Source organism: Thermomonas sp. LB-4, from assembly GCF_036409385.1.
Lineage (GTDB): Bacteria > Pseudomonadota > Gammaproteobacteria > Xanthomonadales > Xanthomonadaceae > Thermomonas.
Genome location: NZ_JAXOFT010000004.1, coordinates 49,165 through 72,159, shown reverse-complemented (window position 1 = coordinate 72,159; position 22,995 = coordinate 49,165). Strand labels below are relative to the sequence as shown.

24 protein-coding genes are annotated in these 22,995 nt (G+C 70.4%); 16 read left to right on the top strand and 8 right to left on the bottom strand.

The features are described from left to right. Positions 1 to 14: 14 nt before the first annotated feature. Positions 15 to 944 (bottom strand): hypothetical protein, encoded by a 930-nt coding sequence (locus tag SPK54_RS05005; protein ID WP_330946834.1) that lies wholly within the window; start codon positions 942 to 944, stop codon positions 15 to 17. A gap of 131 nt (positions 945 to 1,075) precedes the next feature. Between SPK54_RS05005 and SPK54_RS05000 the strand changes: the two genes are divergently transcribed. The 9 genes from SPK54_RS05000 to hisIE are packed head-to-tail and all read left to right on the top strand — an operon-like array spanning position 1,076 to position 8,484. Next, positions 1,076 to 1,399 (top strand): YerC/YecD family TrpR-related protein, encoded by a 324-nt coding sequence (locus tag SPK54_RS05000; RefSeq protein WP_330946833.1) that lies wholly within the window; start codon positions 1,076 to 1,078, stop codon positions 1,397 to 1,399. Between the two features lie 9 nt (positions 1,400 to 1,408). Continuing rightward, on the top strand, positions 1,409 to 2,323 hold the full coding sequence (gene hisG, locus SPK54_RS04995) for an ATP phosphoribosyltransferase (protein ID WP_330946832.1): 915 nt from the start codon (positions 1,409 to 1,411) through the stop codon (positions 2,321 to 2,323). Further along, positions 2,320 to 3,618, top strand: coding sequence for a histidinol dehydrogenase (gene hisD, locus SPK54_RS04990; protein ID WP_330946831.1), 1,299 nt, complete (start codon positions 2,320 to 2,322; stop codon positions 3,616 to 3,618). Before hisG ends, hisD begins: the two co-directional genes overlap by 4 nt. Then, positions 3,615 to 4,706: a histidinol-phosphate transaminase gene (gene hisC / locus SPK54_RS04985; protein WP_330946830.1), complete on the top strand. Its 1,092-nt coding sequence runs from the start codon at positions 3,615 to 3,617 to the stop codon at positions 4,704 to 4,706. Before hisD ends, hisC begins: the two co-directional genes overlap by 4 nt. A 2-nt stretch (positions 4,707 to 4,708) precedes the next feature. Next, positions 4,709 to 5,782, top strand: a complete 1,074-nt coding sequence (gene hisB, locus SPK54_RS04980) for a bifunctional histidinol-phosphatase/imidazoleglycerol-phosphate dehydratase HisB (RefSeq protein ID WP_330946918.1) — start codon at positions 4,709 to 4,711, stop codon at positions 5,780 to 5,782. Continuing rightward, positions 5,779 to 6,384: an imidazole glycerol phosphate synthase subunit HisH gene (gene hisH / locus SPK54_RS04975; protein ID WP_330946829.1), complete on the top strand. Its 606-nt coding sequence runs from the start codon at positions 5,779 to 5,781 to the stop codon at positions 6,382 to 6,384. Before hisB ends, hisH begins: the two co-directional genes overlap by 4 nt. Continuing rightward, entirely contained in the window at positions 6,381 to 7,115 is a 735-nt protein-coding gene (gene hisA / locus SPK54_RS04970) for a 1-(5-phosphoribosyl)-5-[(5-phosphoribosylamino)methylideneamino]imidazole-4-carboxamide isomerase (protein ID WP_330946828.1), read from the top strand. The genes hisH and hisA overlap by 4 nt, the downstream gene beginning before the upstream one ends. Next, positions 7,109 to 7,879: an imidazole glycerol phosphate synthase subunit HisF gene (gene hisF / locus SPK54_RS04965; protein WP_330946827.1), complete on the top strand. Its 771-nt coding sequence runs from the start codon at positions 7,109 to 7,111 to the stop codon at positions 7,877 to 7,879. The genes hisA and hisF overlap by 7 nt, the downstream gene beginning before the upstream one ends. After that, positions 7,876 to 8,484, top strand: coding sequence for a bifunctional phosphoribosyl-AMP cyclohydrolase/phosphoribosyl-ATP diphosphatase HisIE (hisIE, locus tag SPK54_RS04960; RefSeq protein ID WP_330946826.1), 609 nt, complete (start codon positions 7,876 to 7,878; stop codon positions 8,482 to 8,484). Before hisF ends, hisIE begins: the two co-directional genes overlap by 4 nt. 21 nt (positions 8,485 to 8,505) lie before the next feature. Here the strand turns inward: hisIE and SPK54_RS04955 are convergent, their stop codons facing one another. Next, positions 8,506 to 10,356, bottom strand: coding sequence for a diguanylate cyclase (locus SPK54_RS04955; RefSeq protein ID WP_330946825.1), 1,851 nt, complete (start codon positions 10,354 to 10,356; stop codon positions 8,506 to 8,508). 45 nt (positions 10,357 to 10,401) lie between these two features. On the opposite strand from SPK54_RS04955, the gene SPK54_RS04950 reads away from it, so the two are divergent. Beyond that, positions 10,402 to 11,805, top strand: a complete 1,404-nt coding sequence (locus tag SPK54_RS04950) for a calcineurin-like phosphoesterase C-terminal domain-containing protein (protein ID WP_330946824.1) — start codon at positions 10,402 to 10,404, stop codon at positions 11,803 to 11,805. 195 nt (positions 11,806 to 12,000) lie between these two features. Here SPK54_RS04950 and mtnC read toward each other — a convergent pair whose 3' ends face one another. From mtnC to SPK54_RS04925, 5 genes are all read right to left on the bottom strand, one after another. Next, the gene (mtnC, locus tag SPK54_RS04945) at positions 12,001 to 12,699 is read right to left on the bottom strand and encodes an acireductone synthase (protein WP_330946823.1); all 699 of its coding nucleotides are present in this window, start codon (positions 12,697 to 12,699) and stop codon (positions 12,001 to 12,003) included. Further along, positions 12,696 to 13,238 (bottom strand): acireductone dioxygenase, encoded by a 543-nt coding sequence (locus SPK54_RS04940; RefSeq protein ID WP_330946917.1) that lies wholly within the window; start codon positions 13,236 to 13,238, stop codon positions 12,696 to 12,698. The genes mtnC and SPK54_RS04940 overlap by 4 nt, the downstream gene beginning before the upstream one ends. A gap of 11 nt (positions 13,239 to 13,249) precedes the next feature. After that, positions 13,250 to 13,894 carry a methylthioribulose 1-phosphate dehydratase gene (locus SPK54_RS04935; protein WP_330946822.1) on the bottom strand — a complete coding sequence of 215 codons (645 nt, stop codon included), beginning with the start codon at positions 13,892 to 13,894 and terminating at the stop codon, positions 13,250 to 13,252. Positions 13,895 to 14,304: 410 nt separating this feature from the next. Further along, positions 14,305 to 14,973: a class II aldolase/adducin family protein gene (locus SPK54_RS04930; protein ID WP_330946821.1), complete on the bottom strand. Its 669-nt coding sequence runs from the start codon at positions 14,971 to 14,973 to the stop codon at positions 14,305 to 14,307. Positions 14,974 to 15,046: 73 nt separating this feature from the next. Then, entirely contained in the window at positions 15,047 to 16,585 is a 1,539-nt protein-coding gene (locus SPK54_RS04925) for an amino acid permease (protein WP_330946820.1), read from the bottom strand. Between the two features lie 153 nt (positions 16,586 to 16,738). Between SPK54_RS04925 and SPK54_RS04920 the strand changes: the two genes are divergently transcribed. Then, the gene (locus SPK54_RS04920) at positions 16,739 to 17,278 is read left to right on the top strand and encodes an NUDIX hydrolase (protein ID WP_330946819.1); all 540 of its coding nucleotides are present in this window, start codon (positions 16,739 to 16,741) and stop codon (positions 17,276 to 17,278) included. An 85-nt stretch (positions 17,279 to 17,363) separates the two neighbouring features. Here the strand turns inward: SPK54_RS04920 and serA are convergent, their stop codons facing one another. After that, positions 17,364 to 18,605 (bottom strand): phosphoglycerate dehydrogenase, encoded by a 1,242-nt coding sequence (gene serA / locus SPK54_RS04915; protein WP_330946818.1) that lies wholly within the window; start codon positions 18,603 to 18,605, stop codon positions 17,364 to 17,366. Positions 18,606 to 18,775: 170 nt separating this feature from the next. Between serA and SPK54_RS04910 the strand changes: the two genes are divergently transcribed. The 5 genes from SPK54_RS04910 (at position 18,776) to SPK54_RS04890 (ending at position 22,961) form a co-directional block, all read left to right on the top strand. Further along, on the top strand, positions 18,776 to 20,161 hold the full coding sequence (locus SPK54_RS04910; protein WP_330946817.1) for an FAD-binding oxidoreductase: 1,386 nt from the start codon (positions 18,776 to 18,778) through the stop codon (positions 20,159 to 20,161). A 119-nt stretch (positions 20,162 to 20,280) separates the two neighbouring features. Further along, on the top strand, positions 20,281 to 20,568 hold the full coding sequence (locus tag SPK54_RS04905; RefSeq protein ID WP_330946816.1) for a DUF2388 domain-containing protein: 288 nt from the start codon (positions 20,281 to 20,283) through the stop codon (positions 20,566 to 20,568). Beyond that, positions 20,565 to 22,388, top strand: a complete 1,824-nt coding sequence (locus SPK54_RS04900) for a DUF4105 domain-containing protein (protein WP_330946815.1) — start codon at positions 20,565 to 20,567, stop codon at positions 22,386 to 22,388. The genes SPK54_RS04905 and SPK54_RS04900 overlap by 4 nt, the downstream gene beginning before the upstream one ends. A 22-nt stretch (positions 22,389 to 22,410) precedes the next feature. Continuing rightward, the gene (locus tag SPK54_RS04895; protein ID WP_330946814.1) at positions 22,411 to 22,632 is read left to right on the top strand and encodes a hypothetical protein; all 222 of its coding nucleotides are present in this window, start codon (positions 22,411 to 22,413) and stop codon (positions 22,630 to 22,632) included. Then, positions 22,629 to 22,961, top strand: coding sequence for a high-potential iron-sulfur protein (locus SPK54_RS04890; protein ID WP_330946813.1), 333 nt, complete (start codon positions 22,629 to 22,631; stop codon positions 22,959 to 22,961). The genes SPK54_RS04895 and SPK54_RS04890 overlap by 4 nt, the downstream gene beginning before the upstream one ends. The last annotated feature ends 34 nt before the right edge of the window (positions 22,962 to 22,995 follow it).

Below are 22,995 nucleotides of genomic sequence, written 5' to 3'. Positions count from 1 at the left end.
GCTCCGCCCTGGCTTCAGCGGGTGCCGGCTTGCAGCAAGCCGGCACGCCTGAGCAATGCGATCAGCCGGTCGCGGAATTCGGGGTCGCCGCTGCGCCAGCCCTGCGTGCTGTCGATCAGCTTGCCGCCCTGGATGACAGCGAAGGTCGGCATGTTCCACTTCGGAATCACCGCCCATTCGCTGCGCTCATGGATCGCCAGCATCGGCGTCTGCGGATGGCTGCGATTCCATTCCTGCAGGGCGTCCAGCTGCTCGTGGCCGGGCGGCAACGACAGCCAGTGCGCGTGCCGCGCGAACACCGGGCCAAGCACCGGATCGCTGGCGATGTCGCGGGCCGCGTCGGCCGAGAAATGACAGCCCGCCACGACGATGATCTGCAGGGGAGCCAGGTCGATGCCGATCCGGGTCAGCGTGTTGCCGTCGTTGCCGAGGCGCCATGCGCTGGGCAGGCCGGGATCGGCTGCGATGATGGACCTGGGAACCCGGGGAAACCCGGCGTCCGGATGCCGGGCGGCCAGCGCAGCGGCGGCATCGAAGCGTCCCGCAGCCAGCAGCGCGTTGAACAGGCGCGATCTGGCGCGGTTGTCCGCCACGCCGCGGCGCTCCATTTCGCCCAGCACCCGCTGCGCCGAGGCAAGGATGTCAGCGTCACTGCCGTAGAAGATCGCGGTTTCCGTAGCGGCCCAATGCTGCTTCAGGTCGGCGTCGCTGTGCATGCGCAGCAGCTCCGCGGTGTCGAGGCCGCGGAAGTTCCGGGCATAGCTGCGCTGGATTCGCGCCGCCAGGATCAAATCGTCCGGCCGCGGCGATTGCTGCGCTTCGGCTTCGACCCGATCTGCGCGCCGGGCAACGCCCTCGTCGGCGGCGAGCGCAGGCAGGGTGGGGATCAGGGCCGCCAAGCCTGACAAGACCAGCATCATGAACGTGCGCATCGAAATCAGCATAGGCCTGTTCCGGTGGGCTTGCCAATCGCGAGCTATCGAATTAATGTATTAGCACGCTATTACATTGACCCAGAGCCAGGCGCCGTCCGCGATCCGGCGGCGGGCCTGTCGCCAAACGTCCCGAGTGCCCCATGAAACAACGCCCCAAACCCCTGCCCAAGTACGACGCCGCGGTTGCCATCGATGCATTGGCCGCGGTGCTGGCGAAGCTGGAAAGCGCGGAGGAAGTCCGCGCTTTCCTCGAGGACCTGTGCACGCCGGCGGAGCTGGAGGCCATGGGCGACCGTTGGCGAGTGGTGCCGCAGCTGCTGCAGGGCGTGCCCTATCGCGAGATCCACGAACGCACCCGGGTCAGCGTGACCACCATCGGCCGGGTGGCGCGCTGCCTCGAGCGCGGTGCGGGCGGCTACCGGATCGCTGCCAGCCGTCTTGGCCTGGCCAATCCCTCTTCCTGAGTTGCCACGATGACTACTGCAGCTACATCCAACGGGCGCGACCGCCTGCGTATCGCCATCCAGAAGAACGGCCGCCTCAGCGAGCCCGCCCGCGCACTGCTTGCGTCGGCGGGTTTGAGCTGGCGCGAAAGCCGCGACAAGCTGTTCTGCTACGGCGAATCGCTGCCGGTCGATCTGTTGCTGGTGCGCGACGACGACATCCCCGGCCTGATCGCCGACGGCGTCTGCGACCTCGGCGTGGTCGGCCGCAACGTCCTGCTGGAACAGGCGGGCGAGCGCAGCGAGGCCGGCCTGCCGCCGGTGTTCCGCGAGTGGCGCGCGCTCGGCTTCGGCGGCTGCCGGCTGTCCGTCGCCGTGCCCGACGGCTGGGACTGGCAGGGCCCGGCGCAGCTGGCCGGCAAGCGCATCGCCACCACCTATCCCAACCAGCTGCGCGCCTGGCTGCGCCAGCAGCAGGTCGACGCCGACATCGTGATGCTCAACGGCTCGGTGGAGATCGCGCCGCGGCTGGGCCAGGCCGATGCGATCTGCGACCTGGTTTCCAGCGGCGCCACGCTGGCCGCCAACCAGCTCAAGCCGGTGCTCGACATCCTGCAGAGCGAGGCGGTGCTGGCCGGGCCGGTGCAGCCGTTCGGCGACGTGCGCGCCGAGCTGGCCGACCTGCTGCTGCGGCGTATGGACGGCGTGCTGCGCATCCGCGACAGCAAGCTGCTGCTGTTCCAGACCCCGCGCGAGGCGCTGCCGCAGGTGCTGCAGCTGCTGCCGGATGCCGAGCCGCCGACGATGTGCGCGGTGGATGGCAGCGAAACCCTGGCGTTGCAGGCGCTCTGCCACGGCGCGATGACCTGGCAGCGGCTGGAGGACCTCAAGCGCGCCGGCGCGCGTGGGCTGATGGTGCTGCCGGTGGAGCGGATGCTGGCATGAAGCGCATCGACTGGAACCAGCTTGACGATCCCGCGCGCGAGGCGGTGCTGCGGCGGCCGGTGCAGGCGGTGTCGGACGCCGTGCGCAGCGGCGTGCAGGCGGTCTTCGACGAAGTGGCCGCGCGTGGCGATGCCGCCCTGCGCGACTTCACCGCGCGGTTCGACGGCGTGGCGCTGGAGGCGTTCGAAGTGGACGCGGACGAGTTCGCCCGCGCCGCCGATGCGGTGCCCGCCGAGGTGCAGGCCGCCGTCGCCGAGGCCGCGGCGCGCATCGAGGCCTTCCACCGCGCGGGCATCGCGTCCCCGTACGAGGTGGAAACCGCCCCCGGCTTGACCTGCCGGCGGGTGCAGCGGCCCATCCGCCGGGTGGGGCTGTACGTGCCGGCCGGCAGCGCGCCGCTGCCGTCGACCGCGTTGATGCTGTGCGTGCCGGCGCGCCTGGCCGGCTGTACCGAAGTGGTCCTCTGCACGCCGCCGCGCGCCGACGGCAGCGCCGATCCGGCCGTGCTGCTGGCGGCGCGGCAGGCGCCGGGCGTGCGGGTGTTCAAGCTCGGCGGCGCCCAGGCGATCGCCGCGATGGCGCTGGGCACCGCCAGCGTGCCGCGCTGCGACAAGCTGTTCGGCCCGGGCAACGCGTGGGTGGACGAAGCCAAGCGGCAGGCCGCGCAGCGCCCGGGCGGCATCGCCATCGACATGCCGGCCGGCCCGTCGGAAGTGCTGGTCATCGCCGATGCCGGCGCCAACGCCGCGTTCGTCGCCGCCGACCTGCTGTCGCAGGCCGAACACGGGCCCGACTCGCAGGTGCTGCTGCTGACCGACAGCCCTGCGCTGCTGGACGCGGTAGCGACGGAGGTCGACGCCCAGCTGGCCACGCTGCCGCGGGCGGACATCGCCCGGCGCGCGCTGGAGGCGTCCAGGCTGGTGCTGGTGCGCGACATCGCGCAGGCCATCGCCATCAGCGACGCCTACGCGCCGGAGCACCTGATCCTGTCGGTACGCGAGCCGCGTGCATGGTTGGACCGCATCGGCAGCGCCGGCAGCATCTTCCTCGGCGACTGGACGCCGGAAGCGCTGGGCGACTACTGCAGCGGCAGCAACCATGTCCTGCCCACCGGCGGCGCCGCGCGCGCATGGAGCGGCTTGTCCGTGGCCAGCTTCCAGAAGGCCATCACCGTGCAGGAAGCCAGCCGCGCCGGGATTGCCAATGCCGGGCCGTGCGCGGCCATCCTGGCGCATGCCGAAGGCCTGCAGGCCCACGCGCGCGCGGTCGAACTGCGATTGGAGCAAGCGGCATGAGCACCACGGTGAACGCGCTGTTGCGCGAGGACCTGCGCGACTTCGGCGGCTACAAGTCGGCGCGCAGCGAGGCGCTGGCCGGTTCGGTCTGGCTCAATGCCAACGAATCCGCTTGGGCCAACCCGTCCGACCCTGGCGCGGCCCTGCGCCGCTACCCGCAGCCGCAGCCGGATGCGCTGCGCGAACGCCTGGCGCGGCTCTACGATGTCGCGCCGGCGCAGCTGCTGGTCGGCCGCGGCAGCGACGAAGGCATCGACCTGCTGGTGCGCGCATTCTGCGCGCCGGGGCGCGGCCGCATCGTCATCGCGCCGCCGGTGTTCGGCATGTACGCGGTGTGCGCGCGCCTGCACGGCGCCGGCCTGGTGGAGGTGCCGCTGGTGGACGCACCAGACGGCTTGCGGGCCGATTTGGCCGCAATAGGCGATGCCGCGCTGGAAAGCGGGGCGAGCCTGCTGTTCCTGTGCTCGCCGGGCAATCCGTCCGGCGAACTGCTGCCGCTGGACGCCATCGCCACGCTGGCGCGGCGGCTGCGCGGCCGCTGCCTGGTGGTGGTGGACGAGGCCTACGGGGAATACGCCGACGTGCCGTCCGCCACCACGCTGCTGGCCGACTACGACAACATCGCGGTGCTGCGCACCCTCTCCAAGGCGCACGCGCTGGCCGCGGCGCGGGTGGGCTGCGTGCTCGGTGCGCCGGCGCTGATCGAGGCGCTGCGCCGCTGCCAGGCGCCGTATCCGGTGCCGCAGCCGGTGGTGGATGCGGCGCTGGGCGCGCTGGCGCCGGAGGCGCTGGCGCTGACCCGCAGCCGCATGGAGGCGGTGCGCGAAGCGCGCGCGCGCCTGGCCGACGGCCTGCGCGGGCTGGCGGGCGTGCGCCGGGTCTATCCGTCGGCGGGCAACTTCTTGCTGGTGCGTTTCGCGGATGCCGACGCCGCGTTCGACGCGCTGCTGGGCGCCGGCGTGGTGGTGCGCGACATGCGCGCGATGCCGCAGCTGGGCGATGCCCTGCGCATCAGCGTGGGCACCGCGGAGGAATGCCGCCGGGTGCTGGCCGCGCTGGACGGCCTGCGCATGGAGGCCGCGGCATGAGCCTGCGCCCGATCCTGTTTCTGGACCGCGACGGCACGCTGATCGAGGAGCCGGCCGATTTCCAGATCGACGCCTACGAGAAGCTGCGCTTCGTGCGCGGCGTCATCCCCGCGCTGCTGAAGCTGCGCGACGCCGGCTACGAGTTCGTCATCGTCAGCAACCAGGACGGCCTCGGCACCGACGCCTATCCGCAGGCGGCGTTCGACGGCCCGCATGCGCTGATGCGCCAGGTGTTCGAGAGCCAGGGGCTCACATTCCGCGACGAGCTGATCGACTGCAGCCTGCCGGCCGACAACAGCCCCAACCGCAAGCCCGGCATCGGCATGATGACCGCCTACCTGCAGGACCGCGGCATCGACTGGGCGCGCAGCGCGATGGTGGGCGACCGCCCGACCGACCTGCAGTTCGCGGACAACCTGCGCATTCGCGGCTTCCAGTTGGCCACCGAGCAGTTCGGTGGCGAGTGGGACTGGGCGGGCATCGCCCACGTGCTGGCCGACGCGCCGCGCCAGGCCACGGTCGTGCGCAACACCCGGGAAACGAAGATCCGCGTCGAAGTGGACCTGGACCGCGTGGCCGAGCCGCAGGTCGCCACCGGGCTGGCGTTCTTCGACCACATGCTGGAGCAGATCGGCAAGCACGGCGGGTTCGCGCTGGCGATCCGCGCCGAGGGCGACCTGCACATCGACGAGCACCACACCGTCGAGGATACCGCGCTGGCGCTGGGCCAGGCGCTGCGCGAGGCGCTGGGCGACAAGCGCGGGATCGGCCGCTATGGCTTCGTGCTGCCGATGGACGAATGCCTCGCCAGCGCCGCGCTGGATTTCAGCGGCCGGCCGTACCTGGTGTTCGAGGCGGCGTTCCGGCGCGAGCGCGTGGGCGACCTGCCCACCGAACTGGTGCCGCATTTCTTCCGCTCCCTGTGCGACGCAGCGGGCCTCAACCTCAACCTGAAGGTGCACGGCGAGAACGACCACCACCAGGTGGAAGCCTGCTTCAAGGCGGTGGCGCGCGCGCTGCGCCAGGCGATCCGCCGCGACGGCGTGGAGCTGCCGTCCACCAAGGGGGCGCTGTGAGCGAGGTCGCCGTCATCGATGCCGGCGGGGCCAACTTCGGCTCGGTCTGCTACGCGCTGGAGCGGCTGGGCGCGCGCCCGCGCATCGTGCGCGACGCTGATGGCCTGCGCGGCATGCCGCGCGTGCTGCTGCCGGGCGTCGGCGCCGCGGCGCCCGCGATGGCGCTGCTGCGCGAGCGCGGCTTCGCCGAGGTGCTGCCGCGCGCGGAGGTGCCGCTGCTCGGCATCTGCCTGGGCATGCAGCTGCTGTTCGACGGCTCGGAGGAGGGCGATGTCGCCTGCCTCGGCCTGTTGCCCGGCCGCGTGCGCAAGCTGCAGGGTGGCCCCGGCCTGCGCGTCCCGCATATGGGCTGGAACGCGCTGGAGCCGTTCGTCCTCGCGTCGCCGCTGCTGGCGGGGATCGAGCAGGGCGCCACCGCCTACTTCGTGCACGGCTACGCGGCGCCGGTGACCGCCGACTGCATCGCTGCGTGCACCCACGGCGAACGTTTCGCCGCCATGGTCGCGCGCGGCGCCGTCGCCGGTGCCCAGTTCCACCCCGAGCGCTCTGCGGCCAGCGGCGCGCGCCTGCTCGACAACTTCCTGCGCTGGACCCCCGCATGAGCTTCATCGTCTATCCCGCCATCGATGTCCGCGCCGGCAAGGTGGTGCGCCTGCGCCAGGGCGACTACGCCGACGAAACCCGCTACGGCGACGACCCGCTGGCGTTCGCGCTGCGCTACGCCGAGGCCGGCGCGGCGTGGCTGCACCTGGTCGACCTGGACGCCGCCAAGGCCGGCGGCTACACGCTGCAGCCGCTGCTGCGCGACCTCCGTGCACGCACCGGCCTGCAGGTGCAGACCGGCGGCGGCGTGCGCAGCGAGGCCGACGTGGCGGCGCTGCTGGAGGCCGGCGCGGGGCGCGTGGTGGTGGGTTCGCTGGCGGTGACGGCACCCGATACCGTGATGGGCTGGCTGGCCACGTTCGGCAATGAGCGGATCACCGTCGCGCTGGACGCACGGCAGGACGCGACGGGCACGTGGCGCCTGCCGGTGCACGGCTGGACGCAGGTCGCCGCCGAGACGCTGGACGCGCTGTTGGCACGCTATGCGGACGCCGGGCTGGTGCACCTGCTGTGCACCGACATCGCCCGCGACGGCATGCTGGCCGGGCCGAACATCGAGTTGTACCGCCGCCTGTGCGCGGCCCACCCCGGCGTGCGCGTGCAGGCCAGCGGGGGAGTGCGCGATGCTGCCGACGTGGCTGCGGCGCGCGCCGCCGGCTGCGCTGGCGCGGTGCTGGGCAAGGCGCTGCTGGATGGGCGCCTGTCGCTGGTGGAGGCGCTGGCATGCTGAGCCGCCGCCTGATTCCCTGCCTGGACGTGCGCGACGGCCGCGTGGTCAAGGGCGTGCGCTTCCGCGACCACGTCGACATGGGCGACATCGTGGAGCTGGCGCTGCGTTACCGCGATGCCGGCGCCGACGAACTGGTGTTCTACGACATCGCCGCCAGCCCGGAGGGCCGCAGCGTGGACCGCGGCTGGGTGGAGCGGGTGGCCCGCCTCATCGACATTCCGTTCTGCGTGGCGGGCGGTATCCGCAATGTGGAGGATGCGCGCGCGGTGCTGCGTGCCGGCGCCGACAAGATTTCCGTCAACACCCCTGCGCTGGAGCGGCCGGCCCTGATCGCCGAACTGGCCGAGGCCTTCGGCGTGCAGTGCGTGGTGGTCGGCATCGATTCCGTGCGTGAGGCCGACGGCGAGTGGCGCGTGCGCAGCCACACCGGCAGCCCCGACGCGATGCGCGCGCCGGGCAAGCGCACGCTGGACTGGATCGAGGAGGCGCAGCGGCTGGGCGCCGGCGAGATCGTGCTGAACTGCATGGGCAGCGACGGCGTGCGCGGCGGCTACGACATCGCCCAGCTGCGCGCGGCGCGCGCCCTGTGCCACGTGCCGCTGGTGGCGTCCGGCGGGGCCGGCGAACCCGCGCACTTCGCGCAGGCGTTCCTCGAGGCGGACGTCGACGCGGCGCTGGCGGCCAGCGTGTTCCATTCCGGCGCGGTGGAGATCCCCGCGCTCAAACGGTTCCTGCGCGGGCAGGGCATCGAGGTGCGGCTGTGAGCACGGCGACGTTCGACATCGAGGCGCTGGCCTGGGACAAGCAGGGCGGCCTGCTGCCGGCCATCGTGCAGGACGCGGCCACGCTGCGCGTGCTGATGCTGGGCTACATGGACCGCGCAGCGCTGGCGGCGACGCTGGCCAGCGGCCAGGTGACGTTCTACAGCCGCAGCAAGCAGCGGCTGTGGACCAAGGGCGAGTCCTCCGGCCATGTGCTGGCGCTGGTGTCGGTGGACGTCGACTGCGATGCCGACACCCTGCTGGTGCAGGCCCGGCCGCACGGCCCGACCTGCCACTTCGACCGCACCAGCTGCTTCCCGGACGCACCGGGCGACGGCCTGGCCGAGCTGGATGCCCTCATCGCCCAGCGCGAGCGCGAGCGCCCGCAGGGCAGTTACACGACGCGCCTGTTCGAGGGCGGCATCCGCCGGATCGCCCAGAAGGTGGGCGAAGAAGGCGTGGAAACCGCGCTGGCGGCGGTGGCCCAGGACGACGAGGCGCTGCTGGGCGAGGCGGCCGACCTGCTGTACCACCTCACGGTGTTGCTGCGCGCCCGCGGGCTCTCGCTGGAAGACGCCAGGCAGGTGCTGGCAGCGCGCCGCGGTTGAGCCCCGGCGACCCGCGCCGCCTCAGGCGGTGGTCAGCGAGTGGCGTACGCAGTTGCGACCGTCGCCCTTGGCGCGGTACAGCGCCTCGTCGGCGATGCGGATGATTTCCTCCGCGCTGTCGCCGCGCTCGCTTGACACCGTGTGGATGCCGATGCTCACGCTCAGGCGGATGGCCAGCGCTTCATGGCGCACGGGATCCTGCTGGATGCGCAGGCGGATCGCTTCCGCCACCTGCAGGGCGTCCTGGGCATCGCGGCAGGCCAGCGCCACCACGAATTCCTCGCCGCCGAAGCGCGCCACCAGCCCGCCGCGTTGCGCCGCCACCTCCTCGATCCTGCGCGCCGCCTCCACCAGGCAGCTGTCCCCCGCGGGATGGCCGTGGCTGTCGTTGATCCGCTTGAAGAAATCCAGGTCCAGCAGCAGCAGTGCGATCTGCCTGCCGCTGCCCTTGCGCGCCGCCAGCATTTGCGCGAAGGCTTCGCGGAAGTGGCGGCGGTTGTAGGCGCCGGTCAACGGATCGCGCCGGCTGTACTCCTGCAGCTTGACGTTGGCCTCGCCCAGCTTCGCCATGGTGGTGCGCAGCTCGCGGGTCCGGTCGATCAGGCCGCGTTCCAGGGTTTCGTTGGTTTCCTGCACGATGCGGATGTTTTCCTCGCGCAGGCTGGCATAGCGCCTGCCCAGCGCCAGCGAGAGCAGCAGCAGTTCCAGTGCGGAACCGATCTGCACGCCGTTTTGGGTCCAGAAGTTCTGCGGCAGCACGCCGAAAGCCAGCAGGGTGAACGCTGCCGTGCCGCTGAGGAACAGCGACCAGGCCAGCAGGAACAGCCGTGCCGGCTGGTAACCGCGGCGCAGCATCACCACGGTGGCGATGATGATCCAGGCCACGCCCAGCAGGACCGCGCGCGAGGCGATGGGGGTGGCGATGCTGTACGGCAGCCAGGTCGCCGCCACCCCCAGCATCGCGAAGAATGCCACCACGCCCAGGCACACCTTGTCGCCAAGCGGCCAGCGCGTGCGCAGGTCCAGGAAACTGCGCGCGAACAGCTGCATGCCGATCAGGGCCAGGCAGATCGACAGCGGGATCGAGGCGTCGGCCAGCCAGGCGGAGGTCGGCCACAGGTACTCGAAGCCGTAGCCGTTGAGGGTGAACAGCACCAGTCCGAATGCACCGGTATGCAGCAGGTACCAGAAATAGCTGGCGTCGCGCAGCATCAGCCACAGCACCAGGTTGTAGCAGAGCAGCGCCAGCACGATGCCGTAGTACAGGCCGTTGGAGAACTGGGCGTCGCGCAGCAGTTCGGCGAACGCCTTGGGCGTGTACAGCGCCAGCGGCACCTGCATCGAGCTCTCGCTCTGCACCCGCAGCAGCAGCTCCACCGGTTCCCCCGGCCGCAGGTCAAGGCGGAAATTGGGGTGCCGATAGCGGATGAAGCGGTCCGCGAACGGGACGTGGTCGCCGCCCGCGGTGTGCTCGAGGCGCCCGTCGGGGTGGCGCACGTACAGGTCGAGCCTGTCGCTCAGCGCATATTCCTGCACCAGGATCCACACCGGTTCGTCGCGCTGCAGGTTCACGACCGGCAGGTGGAACCAGTAGGCCCCGGTCTGGAAGCCGAACGCGGGGTTGCCGTCGGGCAGCGGCACGAAGCGGCCGGCCTGGGCCCGGGCGAAAGCCTGTTCCGGCGTGGCGTCGGCGGAGTCGTCGTGCCAGTAGCGCAGCGCCCCGGCCAGCGGGAAGCTGGCATCGCCGGCGCCCAGGCGCAGCATCGGCTCGCCGGCGGAGGCCGGCAGCATGCACAGGCAGGCGGCCAGCGCCAGCAGCCAGCCGGCCAGCCGCCCCCGTTCCCGCGCGCGCCATGCATGTCCCGTCCCCATGCCGGGATTCTAGTGCAGGCCGCGCTTGCCGCGCATAATCGGCGGATGCGCCTGCGCCTCCCCTTGCTCCTGCTGTTTACGCTGCTGCCTGTTTTCGCCACGCCGGCCGCCGCCGGCGGACCTGCCTGTGTACCTGTTGCCGTGGAGGCGCCGCTGCCGCTGCCGCGCGCCGCCCGTGCCCCCGGCCCCGGTTGCATCGTCTATCGACGCGCGCCGCGTGGCCTGGCAGGCGAATCCGCCAAGGTGCTGGTGTTCGGCGATCCGCAGGTGAAATCCGACGACGACGTGGACTACTTCCGGCGCGACATCGTGCAGCCGCTGCAAGGCCGGCACGATGCCAGCCTCGGCCTGACCCTCGGTGACCTGGTGGACGATGTGCCGGCACTGCTGCCGGCGGTGAAGCAGCTGACCGAATCGCTGGGCGTGCCGTGGCTGCATGCCCCCGGCAACCACGACGTGGACCCGGGCGCCAGCAGCGACGAGGCGTCGCTGCATCTGTTTCAGCAGCGGATCGGCCCGGACACGTTCGCCCGCCAGACCGCGCTGGCCAATATCGTCGTGCTGGACGACGTGATCTACCGGCCCGGGCAGAAGCCGGCCTATATCGGCGGCTTCCGTGAAGACCAGTTCGCCTTCCTCGAACGCTGGCTGCCAACCCTGCCCAGGGATCGCCTGCTGGTGCTGGCGATGCATATCCCGCTGTTCGAGGACGCCGCCAAGGACAGCTTCCGCGACGCCGATCGCCATCGCCTGTTCGCGCTGCTGGCATCGTTCCCGCACGTGCTGGTGCTGAGCGCGCACAACCACAGCCAGCGCCACTACTACCATGCCGCCGCCGACGGCTGGACGGGGGCGCAGCCGCTGCACGAATTCAACCTGGGCGCGGCCTGCGGTTCGTACTGGGCCGGCGCCCGGGATGCCGACGGGATCCCCGATGCCACCATGTCCGACGGCACGCCCAACGGCTACGCGCTGCTCACGATCAAGTCCGGCGGCGACTATGCGCTGGCCTGGCACGCGGCGCGCGATCCCGCGGACAGCCAGATCGGCCTGCACGCCCCCAGGGTGCTGCGGCGCGGCGCCTATCCGGCCTGGGGCGTGTTCGCCAATGTCTACATGGGCGATGAAGACACCCGCGTCGAGTTCCGCGTCGATGGCGGCGACTGGATGCCGATGAAGAAAGTGCTGCAGCCCGATCCGCGGCTGATGGCGGAGAACCGGCGCGATGACGAGGCCAGCGCGCTGCGCGGCTACGACCGCTCGCCGGAGGCCGAGGTGTCGGCGCATCTGTGGCGCGCCGCGCTGCCGACCCGGCTCGCTGCCGGCGAACACCGCATCGACGTGCGCGCCTTCGACCGCTGGCGCGGCGAAGTGACCGCCAGCACGAGTTATTCGCTGCTGGAATACCAGCCGCCGCAGCCGCACGAGGCGCTTCAGGCCGGCCCCTGATTTCTTTGGCGTGCGGATGCCGGTTACACAGCAGCTCGGGTTTCGCGTTGATCGGGGGGCAGCTGCCACAGAGCCGTGGTGGCGATGCCAGGCCTGCGTTTGCATTCCGCGCTGGCGCGGGCTGAGCCAGGCGCGGCGTCGGAGCAGGCGCGGACGATCGTCAGCCGATGGCGCGGCGCTCGAGCGGCTGCGGGTTCAAGCGGTGGGGTCGATGTCGGCGAACGATTCCACGCGCGGATGTCCGTTCGCGGCAGCGCCGGTGCGCGGCTGCGGGTAGTCGTCGCGACGGTCCAGCAGCACGGTGCGCAGCCCGGCGTCGCGCGCCGCGTCGAGCTCGGCGACCACGTCGGACAGGAACAGGATGTCGCCAGGCTGCCGCGCCAGCTTGGCGGCGATGACGCGGTAGCTCGCGGCTTCGCGCTTGCCGCCCACTTCGGTATCGAAGAAGCCGGAGAACAGCGGCGTCAGGTCGCCGGCATCGGTATGCGCGAACAGCAGCTTCTGCGCCGGCACCGAGCCGGACGAATACACCGCCAGCGTGTGGCCCGCCGCGTGCCAGGCGCGCAGCGCCGGCGCCACGTCCGGGTACAGCGGCGCGGTGAAGTCGCCTTCGCGATAGCCGGCCTGCCAGACCATGCCCTGCAACGCCTTCAGCGCGGTGTGCTTGCGGTCCTCGTCGATCCAGCCCTGCAGGGTTTCCACGATCACCGCGTCCTGGCAGGCGCTGGCGGAAATCTCCACCGCCACCGCGTCCAGCCAGCGGCGCACCTCCGGATCGTGCCCGTGTTCTCGCACGAACGCAGGCAGTTTCGCCCGCGCATACGGGAACAGCACGTCCTTGACGAAGGACATGGAGGACGTGGTGCCTTCGATGTCGGTGAGGATGGTGGTCAAAGCGTCGATCCCGCCTCGAGGCGCGGGAACCGTTGCGCGATGTCGCTGCCGGTGAAATGGCCCACCCAGCCGTCCGGCGCGGTGAAGAAGCGGATGGCGACGAAGCTGGGCGCCGGGCCCATGTCGAACCAGTGGGTGGTGCCGTCGGGCACCGCGATCAGGTCGCCGGCCTCGCACAGCACTTCGTACACCTTCTCGCCGACATGCAGCGAGAACAGACCGCTGCCGGCGACGAAGAAGCGCACCTCGTCTTCCTTGTGCGCGTGCTCGTCGAGGAACTTGGCGCGCATCGCCTCGCGGTTCGGGTTGTCCGGCGCGATGCTGACCACGTCGACGCTGCGGAAGCCGCGCTCGGCCACCAGCCGGTCGATGTCGGCGCGGTAGGCGGCCATGATCGTTTCCGGCGCGTCGCCGGGCTGCACCGGGTGCGCGGCTTGCCACTGTTCGAAGGCGACGCCGATCTTCGCCAACTCGGCCGCGATCCCGGCGTGGTCGGTGGTGGTCAGCAGCGGCGCCTGCGGGGCGTCGTGGTCGAAGATGCGCAAGCGGCTCACGTCAGGCTCCCGCGCAGGCGACGCATTTCCAGCTCGCAGCCGAGCAGGAATTCGAATGCGTCCAGGTGCCGGCGCGCCTCGCTGATGTCGCGGCCCCAGGCATACAGGCCGTGGCCCGCGATCAGGTAGCCCCAGGTGTTGGGCTCGGTCAGCACCGCATCCACGCTGGCGGTCAGCTGGTCCATGTCCTGCGAATTCGGCACCACCGGCAGGTCGAGCTCGGTTTCGTGGGTGGCGTGGCCGCGCAGGGCCTTGAACAGCTCGTAGCCGCGCAGGCGCACGCGGCCCTGGTCGGCGTACAGCAGGCCGGCGATGGTCTGGGTGGGCGAGTGGGTGTGCAGCACCGCGCCCACGTCGGGGAAGCGGCGGTACAGATGGGTGTGCAGGGCGGCTTCCGCGGACGGCCGGTGGTGGGTGGCCACCGGGTCGTTGGCCATGTTGACCACCATGATGTCGGCTTCGGTCAGGCGGCCCTTGTCCTTGCCGGAAATGGTGATCGCCGCGTGGTCGGCATCCATGCGGATGGAGAAGTTGCCGGCGGTGGCCGGGGTCCAGCCCTTGGCGGCCAGCTCGCGGGTGTGGCTGATGATCTGGGCGGCGCAGCCGGCGTACAGGTTGTGGTCGAAAGCGGGGGTGTTCATGCGCGAAGTGTAGGGCTTGGCGGCTGCCAGCGTCATCACGCTGCGCGATGCTTTCAGACCTGGATCTGTGGTGAGTTCAGGCGGGCATCACGCGGGGGTTCGCGCGGGCGGTCAAGCGGAGAGGCAAGCGGGGGCTCAAGCGGGCATTACGCGGGCATCACGCGGGTACCGCAGCCCGCAAGTCGCTCCCCGATACTCGCTTGGTTGTGGGCTGCGGTACCCGCGTGATGCTGCGGGGTTTTCTCGCGGAGGGGGGAGCTACGCGTGATGCTGCGGGGTTTTCTCGCGGATGCGGGAGCCGCGCGTGATGCTGCGGGGCTTTCTCGCGGAGGGGGGAGCCACGCGGGATGCTGCGGGGTTGCGCGCCTCAAGGCTGGCGAGTCGCGCGGTGATGGCGAAGGGCCAGGCGGTTATCGCTGCTGGCCGTAGGTGCTGAACTTCTCCAGCACCCGCGCCATCTCTTCCGGCGGCAGGTCGCGGGTGTGGCCCAGCATGCGCGCCAGCAGGTATTGGCGGGCCAGGTTCTCCACTTCTTCCGCCAGCGCGTAGGCCTCGGATAGGGTCTTGCCGGTGGTGACCTGGCCGTGGTTGGCCATCAGGCAGGCGCGCAGGCCGCCATCAAGCGCACGCAGGACGTTGGCGGACAGTTCGCCGGTGCCGAAGGTGGCGTAGTCGGCGCAGGGGATGCGGTCGCCGCCGGCCACCGCCACCATGTAGTGGAAGGCGGGGATCTCCTGCCCCAGGCAGGCCAGCGCGGTGGCGTGGGTGGAATGCACGTGCACCACCGCGTTCATGTCCGGGAACGCGTGCAGGATGTCGCAGTGGAAGCGCCATTCGCTGGACGGGATCAGCTGCCCGGGCGGGCAGCTGCCGTCCGCTTCGAGATAGACGATGTCCTCGGGCAGCAGGCGGTCGTAGGCGCGCCCGGTTGGGGTGATCAGCAGCCCGTCGCGCCAGCGGATGCTGGCGTTGCCGGACTTGTTCAGCGACAGCCCGCTGGCGTTCATCGCGCGGCAGTGGTCGATCAGCGACTGCCGGGCGGCGCGCTCGTGGTCGTGCAGGATGTGCGAATTCGACATCCGCAAAGGATAACGGGAGCCATAACGAAAAACCCGGCCTGAGCCGGGTTTTTCGCGGTGCCTGGCCTTGCGGTCAGGCCTGCGGGCCCTCGTGGAACTTGGGTTCGGCTTCCATCGTGTTGCCGCCTTCCGGACCGGTGATGCCGCGCGCCAGATCGCTGTTTCGGTAGCCGTAGACGGCGTACACGATCAGGCCGACCACCGCCCAGCCGAAGAACAGGCCGATGGTGTACATCGACAGGTTCAGGAACAGCAGCAGGCAGCCGGCGATGGCCAGCGGGCAGACCACCCAGGCCAGCGGGGTGCGGAACGGGCGGTGCCGCTTGGGGTCGCGCTTGCGCAGGATCAGCACGCCCAGCGATACCGCCATGAAGGCGAACAGGGTGCCGGAGTTGGAGATGTCCGCCAGGATGCCCACCGGGAACATCGCCGCGAACAGCGCCACGAACACGCCGGTGATCATGGTGACCACGTGCGGGGTGCGGAACTTCGGGTGCACCCGGGACAGGATTTCCGGCAGCAGGCCGTCGCGCGACATCGTGAAGAAGATGCGGGTCTGGCCGTAGATCATCATCAGCACCACCGAGGGCAGGGCCAGCGCAGCGGCCAGGCCGATCGCGTTGCCCCAGCCGGCGAAGCCCAGCATCTTCAGCACGTGCGCCAGCGGTTCCTTGCTGCACACCAGCGCATCGGAGCCGGCGCAGGCCGCCGCCATTTGCGGGGTGCCCGGATGGAGGGCCACGCCATCCGGGCCGAACATCGGCTGCGCGCCCATGGCGCCCACCGCGCCGTAACCCACCAGCATGTAGAACACGGTGCAGACCAGCAGCGAGCCGATCAGGCCGATCGGGATGTTGCGGTTGGGGTTCTTGGTTTCCTCGGCCGCGGTCGAGACCGCGTCGAAGCCGACGTAGGCGAAGAAGATCGAGGCCGCAGCGCCCAGCACGCCGATGCCGCCCAGCGGGCTGCCCCAGCCAGTGGGGAAGAACGGCTGGAAGTTGACGTCCTTGGCCGCCGGCACCGCGATGATGATGAAGGCGGTCAGGGCGATCACCTTGACCAGCACCAGCACCGCGTTGACCTTGGCCGACTTGGAGGTGCCCAGCACCAGCAGGCCGGTGATCACCAGGGCGATGCCGAAGGCCAGCACGTTGAAGGCGCCGCCATCCATCGGGCCGGTTCGCAGCGCCAGCGGCAGTTCCATGCCGGCACTCATCAGCAGCCCGTTCATGTAGCCGGACCAGCCCACCGCCACCGCGCCCGCGGCAACCGCGTATTCCAGCACCAGCGCCCAGCCCACGGTCCAGGCGATGGCCTCGCCCATCACCGCGTAGGTGTAGGTGTAGGCGGAGCCCGCCACCGGCACCATCGAGGCCAGTTCGGAGTAGGCCAGCGCGGCCAGCGCACACACCACCGCCGCGATCACGAAGGCCAGCATCATCGCCGGGCCCGCCTTCTGGCCCGCTTCCGCGGTCAGCACGAAGATGCCGGTGCCGATGATGGCGCCGATGCCGAGCAGGGTGAGCTGGAAGGCGCCGAGCTGGCGCGTGAGTGCTTTCTTTTCCGCCGTCTCGAGGATCTTGTCGAGCGGCTTGACTCGCTGGAACAGCATCAGGTGACTCCCCCGGGTTCTTGTTGTGGTCGGCCGCCTGCAGGCATGCCGCAAGGGGCCGACCTTAAACGCTCATGGGCGTCGGGCACAAGCGCCGGCGGTCACGACGCGGGATAATGCAGCGCATTCAGATTCCAAGGAGCACAACCCGCGATGGACGCAGCCCTGCACGCCGCGCTGGATGGGTACGCCGCACGCTGGCCGGACGAGCTTCCCACCGTGGCGCTGTTCCGCGAACTGCTGGGCGACGGCGAGGATCCGTTCCGCCGCGAACGACTGGCCGGGCATTTCACCGCCTCCTGCTGGCTGGTGGATCGCAGCGGCACGCGCGTGCTGCTGACCCACCATCGCAAGCTGGGCCTGTGGCTGCAGCTGGGCGGGCACGCCGATGGCGAGCGCGAACTGCCGCAGGCGGCGCTGCGCGAGGCGGAGGAAGAATCAGGACTGGCGGGCCTGCGCGTGGGCGATGCGATCTTCGACCTCGACCGCCACTGGATTCCCGAACACGAGTCGGTGCCGGCGCACTGGCATTACGACGTGCGCTACGTGGTGCATGCCGGCGACGACGAGGCCTACACCATCAGCGAGGAGTCGCTGGACCTGGCCTGGCGGCGGATCGATGAGTTGGCCGCCGATCCCGCCACCGATCCCTCGGTGCGGCGGATGGCGCAGAAATGGTTGGCAGCTGCGTAGGGGAGCCGCGGGGGCGCGATGGGTTGTACCGGATCCTGCAAGGAGCGTCGCGCCCCTGTGGTGCGCTCCTGCGGAAGAAATCGTCTCAATAGAGCACGCGCGTCCGCAGCGTGCCCGGGATCGCCGCCAGCTCGTCCTTCAAGGCATTGGCCTGTGCTTCGTCGGCACTGACGTCGATCACCACGTAGCCCACCGAAGGGTCGGTGCGCAGGAACTGGCCGTCGATGTTGACCGCGTGGCGGCCGAAGATCTCGTTGACCTGCGACAGCACGCCCGGCACGTTGCGATGGATGTGCAGCAGGCGCAGGCTGCCCTCGTGCTCGGGCAGGGTGACCTCGGGGAAGTTGACCGCCGACAGGGTGCTGCCGTTGTCGCTGTAGCGCACCAGCTTGGCCGCTACCTCCACGCCGATGTTGTCCTGCGCTTCCAGCGTGCTGCCGCCGATGTGCGGCGTCAGGATGACATTGTCCAGGCCGCGCAGCGGCGATTCGAAGACATCGCCGTTGGCCTTGGGCTCGACCGGGAACACGTCCACCGCCGCGCCGCCGAGGTGGCCGGAAGCCAGCGCATCGGCCAGCGCCTCGATGACCACCACGCTGCCACGCGCGGCGTTGATGAGGTGTGCGCCGGGCTTCATCCTCGCCAGCTGCGGCGCGCCGATCATCCACTGCGTGGACGGGGTTTCCGGCACGTGCAGAGTGACCACGTCGGCGCGCGCCAGCAGGTCGTCCAGGCCGGCGGCGGCGCGGGCGTTGCCCAGCGACAGCTTGGTTTCGATGTCGTGGAAGATCACCTGCATGCCCAGGGCTTCGGCCAGCACGCCGACCTGCGTGCCGATATGGCCGTAGCCGACGATGCCCAGCGTCTTGCCGCGCACCTCGTGGCTGCCGGTGGCGGCCTTCGACCAGCCGCCGCGGTGGCATTCCGCGCTCTTTTGCGGGATGCCGCGCATCAGCATCACCGTCTGCGCCAGCACCAGCTCGGCCACGCTGCGGGTATTGGAGTAGGGCGCGTTGAACACCGGGATGCCGGCCAGTTCGGCGGCGTCCAGGTCCACCTGGTTGGTGCCGATGCAGAAGCAGCCGATCGCGATCAGGCGCTTGGCCTCGGCCAGCACCTCCGCGGTCAGCTGGGTGCGCGAACGGATGCCGACGATATGCGCTTCGGCGATCCGCGCCTTCAGCTCGTCCTCGGGCAGCGCCTTGGCGTGGTATTCGATCTGGCTGTAGCCGGCGGCGCGCAGCGCGTCCACCGCGGTCTGGCTGACGCCTTCGAGCAGCAGCACGCGGATGTCCTGTTTCGGGAAGGAGGTCTTCTTCGGGGACATGCGGACGACATCCGGCGGGGTACGGATGCCGAATATAGCCATAAATCCGACGCTTTTGTTGCGCTGCGTCATGCTATTTTCCGGGCGCAACATGCCCCAGTGGATGTTGCAGATGAAACCGTGCCGGCGCTGCCGTCGCGGCCCTGTTTTTCTTCCGGATCACCGCCGCCATGTCCGACCCCCGCCTCGAATCCCTGCGTGTCCTGCTGCCCGAGCTGCGGCTGCTGGTCGAACCCGCCGATCTGGAACACTACGGCCGCGACTGGACCCGGCGCTGGACGCCGGCGCCGCTGGCGGTGGCGCTGCCGGCCAGCGTTGGGGAAGTCCAGGCCATCGTGCGCTGGGCCAACGCGCAGGGCGTGGGGATCGTGCCCTCGGGCGGCCGCACCGGACTGTCCGGCGGCGCGGTGGCCGCCAATGGCGAGCTGGTGCTCAGCCTCGAGCGCATGCACAAGGTGCTGGCGTTCGATGCGGTGGACCGCACGTTGACCGTGCAGGCCGGCATCCCGCTGCAGAAGGTGCAGGAGACGGCGCGCGAACACGGCCTGCAGTACCCCGTGGATTTCGCTTCGCGCGGTTCCTGCAGCATCGGCGGCAATATCGCCACCAATGCCGGCGGCATCCGGGTGGTGCGCTACGGCAATACCCGCGAATGGGTGGCCGGGGTCAGGCTGGTGACCGGCAGCGGCGAGCTGATGGAACTGGGGCGCGGCCTGGTCAAGGATTCCAGCGGCTACGACCTGCGCCACCTGGCGATCGCCTCGGAAGGCACGCTGGGCATCATCGTCGAGGCCACCCTCAAGCTCACCGACCCGCCGCCGCCCGGCAACGTGATGCTGCTGGCGCTGCCGTCGTTCGAGGCGCTGATGCAGGTATTCGCAGCCTTCCGTGCGCGGCTGCAGCTGCAGGCCTTCGAGTTCCTGACCGATGTCGCGTTGAGGCACGTGCTGGCCCACGGCGAGCCGCCGCCGTTCGAGCAGGCCCACCCGTACTACGTGGTCACGGAATTCGCCAGCGACGAAGCCAGCGAAGCCGAAGCGCTGGCCGCATTCGAGCAATGCCTGGAGCAGGGCCTGGTCAGCGACGGGGTGATTTCCGCCAGCGACGCGCAGGCCGCGCAGCTGTGGCGGCTGCGCGAGGCGATCACCGAAAGCCTGGCGCGCTACCTGCCGTACAAGAACGACGTGTCGGTGCGGATCTCGGCGATGCCCGCCTTCCTTGCCGAGACCCAGGCATTGCTGGGGCGCGAATATCCGCAGTTCGAGGTGGTGTGGTTCGGCCACATCGGCGACGGCAACCTGCACATCAACATCCTCAAGCCGGACGCCATGGCGCAGGATGCGTTCGTGGCCGATTGCGAGCGCGTGACCAAGCTGCTGGCGCAGTCGCTGCAGGCGCACGGCGGCAGCATTTCCGCCGAACACGGCATCGGGCTGGTGAAGAAGCCCTACCTGGCCTGCACCCGCAGCGCGGCCGAAATCGCGGCCATGCGCGGCATCAAGGCGGTGCTGGATCCGAACGGCATCATGAATCCCGGCAAGCTGTTCGACCGCTGACGCGTCCGCGCGCCAACATGAACCGAGGCGGGCCGGCGGCCGCGGCGCGAGGCTGGATTCTCCGCGGGTTTGGATTAGTCTGCCGGCACGCCAGCACGGGCGCGCCAGTCGAGAACGCCATGTCGAAATCCTTCCTGCCCATCGTCCTGCTGCTCGCGGCCGCCCCGGTCTGTGCCGGCAGTTTTGCTTCCAGCGCTTCTTCCGCTGGCTCGGCGACCTCCGGCAGCACCTCCGGCGACGACAAGGTGGTGCTGCAGGCACGTGCGGATGCTGCAGCCTTCGTCGCCAGTGACGGCGGCATCCGCGGTGCGCGCCTGGAGGCGGCCCTGCGGCTGCTGCGTGAGCGCCGTGCCGATGCGCGCGCTGCCAGCGACATGCAGCTGGCGCAGGCCATCCTGGCCCGGTGAGCCCGCGCCGCCTCTGGTGGCGGCTGCTGTCGGCGGCAGCGCTGGCCAGCATCACGCTGCCGGCTGCCGCCTCCCGCTTGCAGGTGGAGCCGCGCGGGCTGGATGCGGCGCAGCTGCAGGCAAGCCACGAGTTAGTGGAGGAGGTCGAAGCGCGCCTGCCGCCAGCCTGGCGCGCCGCTATACCCGCCGACCTGCAACTGCGCTGGCGCGATGACCTGCCGGCGCAGGTGCATGGCCGCAGCGTGGGCCTGCAGGTCAGCCTGCGTCGCGAACTGCTCGATGGTTGGATGGCGCGTTCGCCACGGGAGGGCGCCGCAGGTGCGGCCACGCGTGCGGCGCAGGCCGCGCTGATCCACGAGCTGGCGCATGTGTTGGACCGCGGGCCGTCCGGCGGGTTGTCGCGCGATCCGCGCCTGCTCGACCTTGCCGGCTGGCAGCTGCGCCCGCTGCGCTTCGGACTGCGCGGCCATCGCAACCCGTTCACCGACCGCAGCCCGGATCGCTACGAACTGCACGACCCCGGCGAGTTCGTTGCGGTCAACCTGGAATGGTTCCTGCTGGACCCCGAATACGCGTGTCGCCGTCCGGCATTGGCCCGTTATTTCGCCGCCCGCTTCGATTGGCAGCCGCCGTCCGCGGCGTGCGCGCCCGGGCTGGTGTTCCTGCAGGTGGGGCAGGACACCGCCACGACCGGCTTCGAACGCCTAGACCCGGCGCGCGTCCATGCGGTGGATTACCTGCTCGCCGAGGGCAACGCAGCGCCGATGAGCCGCTGGGGCCACGCCATGCTGCGGCTGGTGATCTGCGCGCCCGGCCGCGCGCCGGGGCCGGATTGCAGGCTGGACCTGCAGTACCACCGCGTGCTCAGCTTCCGCGCCTTCGTCGACGATGTGCAGATTTCCAGCTGGCGCGGGCTGACCGGGCGCTATCCGTCGCGGCTGTTCCTGCTGCCGCTGGACCAGGTGATCGACGAGTACACCCAGGTCGAACTGCGCGGCCTGCGTTCGATTCCGCTGACGCTGCAGCCGAGCGAGATCGCCGCCCTGCTGGAACGCGCCGCGCGGCTGCACTGGAGCTACGACGGCCGCTATTACTTCATCGACAACAATTGCGCGGTGGAAACTTGGCGGCTGCTGCGCGATGGCGTGCCGCGGCTGGCTGCACTGCCGCTGCGCAGCATCACCCCAACCGGCCTGCTGCGGCGCCTTGAGCGCGTCGGTGTGGCCGATGCCTCGGTGCTGGATGACCGTGACGCGGCGCTGCGCAACGGCTATTACTTCGAATCGGCGCAGGCGCGTTACCGGCAGATGTTCGCGCTGGCGCGGCAGCGGCTGGCGCTGCCGCAGACACGGCTGGAAGACTGGTTGACGCTGCCGGCGCCGCGGCGCAGGCCGTGGCTGGAACAAGGCGACCTGGCGACGACCGCCGCGCTGCTGCTGCTGGAGGAGGCGGCACAGCGGCGTGCCGAACTGCGCGCGCGCGATGCGGCCAAGCGCCGCTTGCTGGCGCCAGGCGAAGGCCGCGCCGCGCACGAGCAGGTGCAGCTGCTGCTGGCCCGCGCCGGCCTGTTGGTGCGCCCCGGCGCGCTGGAAGGCGGGGGCTACGGCTTGCCGCAGGATGAACGCGGGGCGCTGGAGGCGCAGGCGATGCGGCTGTCGGTCCAGGTCGGCGACGGATGGGTGCGGCTGCGCCAGCTGGCGCAGGCCGCGCTGCCGGCAGGGCAGCAACATGAACTTCGCGCGATCGATGACAACCTGGCCGCGCTGGGCGAGCGACTGCGCCGGCTCAACCGCGAACAGGGCGGGTTGGATCTGCACTGACGCCGTCCCGCAGCACGCATCGGTGTCCCGCATCGCAACTGCAATCCCGCGATTCAAATCCGCGATGGCATCGGGAATGTCGCCGATATCGGGAACGATTCTCTTTCGCGAATATGCCGGTTGGAAACTGCCGCCGATTGTCGGAAACTCCGCATCGAATTACCGGTGTTTGATGCCGGTCAATATCTCCGGCCAGAGTGCGGCCGAATATTCGTACATTCCCCAAGGAGGCTTTCCACCATGAACCCACATGATTCCGGCCGCCGTCGTTTCATCGGCTATGCGGCGCTGCTGGCGTTGGCACCGCTGGCCGCCAAGGATGTCCTGGCCCAGGCGAAGGCGCCGGCGGGCGGACTTCCCAAACTGCCGCTGGACAATGCCCAGGCCAAGGCGCTGAACTATGTGGAAAGCACCAAGGGTCTTGCCCACAAGGCCTTCAAGCCGGCCAGCGACTGCAGCAACTGCATGTTCTACAAGGGCGCGGCCGGCCAGGCTTACGGCCCGTGCACGCTGTTCCCGCAGCACAGCGTGGCGGCCAAGGGCTGGTGCAGCGCCTGGGCCAAGAAGGTCTGATCGCGCCGGCGTTTCGCGCCAGCGACGGCCGCCA

Bases quoted from the DNA above. Each gene is read 5' to 3' on its own strand.
- SPK54_RS05005 (WP_330946834.1), bottom strand. From the start codon at position 944: ATGCTGATTTCGATGCGCACGTTCATGATGCTGGTCTTGTCAGGCTTG.
- SPK54_RS05000 (WP_330946833.1), top strand. From the start codon at position 1,076: ATGAAACAACGCCCCAAACCCCTGCCCAAGTACGACGCCGCGGTTGCC.
- hisG (WP_330946832.1), top strand. From the start codon at position 1,409: ATGACTACTGCAGCTACATCCAACGGGCGCGACCGCCTGCGTATCGCC.
- hisD (WP_330946831.1), top strand. From the start codon at position 2,320: ATGAAGCGCATCGACTGGAACCAGCTTGACGATCCCGCGCGCGAGGCG.
- hisC (WP_330946830.1), top strand. From the start codon at position 3,615: ATGAGCACCACGGTGAACGCGCTGTTGCGCGAGGACCTGCGCGACTTC.
- hisA (WP_330946828.1), top strand. From the start codon at position 6,381: ATGAGCTTCATCGTCTATCCCGCCATCGATGTCCGCGCCGGCAAGGTG.
- hisF (WP_330946827.1), top strand. From the start codon at position 7,109: ATGCTGAGCCGCCGCCTGATTCCCTGCCTGGACGTGCGCGACGGCCGC.
- SPK54_RS04955 (WP_330946825.1), bottom strand. From the start codon at position 10,356: ATGGGGACGGGACATGCATGGCGCGCGCGGGAACGGGGGCGGCTGGCC.
- SPK54_RS04950 (WP_330946824.1), top strand. From the start codon at position 10,402: ATGCGCCTGCGCCTCCCCTTGCTCCTGCTGTTTACGCTGCTGCCTGTT.
- SPK54_RS04935 (WP_330946822.1), bottom strand. From the start codon at position 13,894: ATGAACACCCCCGCTTTCGACCACAACCTGTACGCCGGCTGCGCCGCC.
- SPK54_RS04930 (WP_330946821.1), bottom strand. From the start codon at position 14,973: ATGTCGAATTCGCACATCCTGCACGACCACGAGCGCGCCGCCCGGCAG.
- SPK54_RS04925 (WP_330946820.1), bottom strand. From the start codon at position 16,585: ATGCTGTTCCAGCGAGTCAAGCCGCTCGACAAGATCCTCGAGACGGCG.
- SPK54_RS04920 (WP_330946819.1), top strand. From the start codon at position 16,739: ATGGACGCAGCCCTGCACGCCGCGCTGGATGGGTACGCCGCACGCTGG.
- serA (WP_330946818.1), bottom strand. From the start codon at position 18,605: ATGTCCCCGAAGAAGACCTCCTTCCCGAAACAGGACATCCGCGTGCTG.
- SPK54_RS04910 (WP_330946817.1), top strand. From the start codon at position 18,776: ATGTCCGACCCCCGCCTCGAATCCCTGCGTGTCCTGCTGCCCGAGCTG.
- SPK54_RS04905 (WP_330946816.1), top strand. From the start codon at position 20,281: ATGTCGAAATCCTTCCTGCCCATCGTCCTGCTGCTCGCGGCCGCCCCG.
- SPK54_RS04890 (WP_330946813.1), top strand. From the start codon at position 22,629: ATGAACCCACATGATTCCGGCCGCCGTCGTTTCATCGGCTATGCGGCG.